The sequence below is a fragment of the Saccharomonospora saliphila YIM 90502 genome, from assembly GCF_000383795.1.
Lineage (GTDB): Bacteria > Actinomycetota > Actinomycetes > Mycobacteriales > Pseudonocardiaceae > Saccharomonospora > Saccharomonospora saliphila.
Window position 1 is genome coordinate 89647 of the sequence record NZ_KB912600.1, and the last position, 1785, is coordinate 91431.

At 72.4% G+C, this 1785-nt stretch carries 2 protein-coding genes; both read left to right on the forward strand.

Annotated features, from left to right (window positions below):
• Nucleotides 1-106 precede the first annotated feature (106 nt).
• The gene (locus SACSA_RS0101065; RefSeq protein WP_019812801.1) at nt 107-760 is read left to right on the forward strand and encodes a TrmH family RNA methyltransferase; all 654 of its coding nucleotides are present in this window, start codon (nt 107-109) and stop codon (nt 758-760) included.
• A gap of 122 nt (nt 761-882) precedes the next feature.
• On the forward strand, nt 883-1740 hold the full coding sequence (locus tag SACSA_RS0101070; RefSeq protein ID WP_048876288.1) for an SAM-dependent methyltransferase: 858 nt from the start codon (nt 883-885) through the stop codon (nt 1738-1740).
• Nucleotides 1741-1785: the final 45 nt, after the last annotated feature.

Genomic DNA, 1785 nt, shown 5'->3' on the forward strand with positions numbered 1-1785 from the left:
ACGGTCCGGCACCCGCACCGCGCGCCCACGACCGGACGGGCCGCTGAGTGCGGCCGGGTCAGGGAGGGCCACGCGGGGTGCGAGCGCGGGCGGGGACAATGGTGCTGTGATCGAGACGCCGGGACCCACCGAGTGGAGTGCCGCGCACGCCGAGGTCGGCGTGGGTCCCTGGGAGGGCCCGCGGCCCACGGACGAGCGGTACGACCCCGAGCTGCTCGACCACGGGGACCGGCGCAACGTGGTCGACGCCTACCGGTACTGGCGGCGAGAGGCGATCGTGGCCGACATGGACGCCCGCCGGCACCCGTTCCACGTGGCGATCGAGAACTTCCAGCACGACCACAACATCGGCACGGTCGTGCGCACGGCCAACGCCTTCGCGGCCTCGGCCGTGCACATCGTGGGCAAGCGCCGGTGGAACCGGCGCGGGGCGATGGTGACCGACCGGTACCAGCACCTGTACCACCATCCCGAGGTCTCCGGCCTTGCCGAGTTCGCCGCCGCGTCCGGGCTCACGGTGGTCGCGGTGGACAACCGGCCGGGGGCGGTGCCCGTCGAGACGGTCGAGTTGCCGAGGGAGTGCGTCCTGCTGTTCGGTCAGGAGGGGCCGGGCCTGTCGCCCGAGGCACAGCGTGCCGCCTCGCTGGTGGTCTCCATCGCCCAGTTCGGCACCACCCGCTCGATCAACGCCGGTGTGGCGGCGGGCATCGTGATGCACACCTGGGTGCGGGGGCACGCGGACCTCTCCTCGGCCTGGTAGCCCGGCGGACTCCGGGCCGTCGCGATCGTCGAAGATCGACTACCGGGAAGGCCGGTGCCGACGGCGTGTCGGGCGCGGTAGGTTGTTCACCGTCCGCGTCCGGAGCACGCCAAGGAGGAACCGTGGGCGAGTCATCCGCTCCCGTGCCCGCGCCGAGTTCGGTCCCCGTCGGGGTCGACGACACCAGGGCCAGCATCGCTCGCGTCTACGACGCCGCCCTCGGTGGCAAGGACAACTACGCCATCGACCGTGAGGTGCTCGAACAGGCGCGCGCGGTGACTCCCGAGATCAGCGAGATGGCGTGGGCCAACCGCAATTTCCTCGTCCGGGCCGTGCGGTTCCTCGCACTGCACGCCGGGATGCGGCAGTTCCTCGACTGCGGCTCGGGCCTGCCCACCGCGGAGAACACCCACCAGATCGCGCAGCGCGTCGATCGGACGGCGACCGTCGTCTACGTCGACAACGACCCGGTGGTGCTCGCCCACGGGCAGGCGCTGCTGGCGAGCGACGAGCGCACGCGCATGGTGGACGCCGACATCTTCACCCCCGGTGACGTGCTCGGTCATCCCGGGGTGACCGGAGCGCTCGACTTCTCCCAGCCGGTGGCGTTGTTGCACGTCAGCACGCTGCACCACTACGGCGACGAGTCGTGTGCGGAGATGGTGCGCGGCTACCTCGACGCTCTGCCCTCGGGCTCCTACTTCGTGCTCTCCCACCTGCTCGACCCCGAGGACCCGGAGCTGACGCCCACGGCCCGGCGGCTGGAGCAGGTCGCGCTGAACAGCGCGATGGGCTCCGGCACGTTCCGCACCCGCGAGCAGATCGAGCGGCTGGCGGGTGACTGGGAGATCGTGGCGCCCGGTCCGGATCACACGCCCGAACTGGTCCCGTGCGACCGGTGGTGGCCGGACGGTCCGGCGCTGCGCCCGCTCACGGCCACCGAGCAGCTCTTCGGCTGCCTGGTCGCGCGCAAGCCCTGACCCGGGCGGGTGGCGACTCGGTCCGCTCGCGCCTGGCGCCGCGCC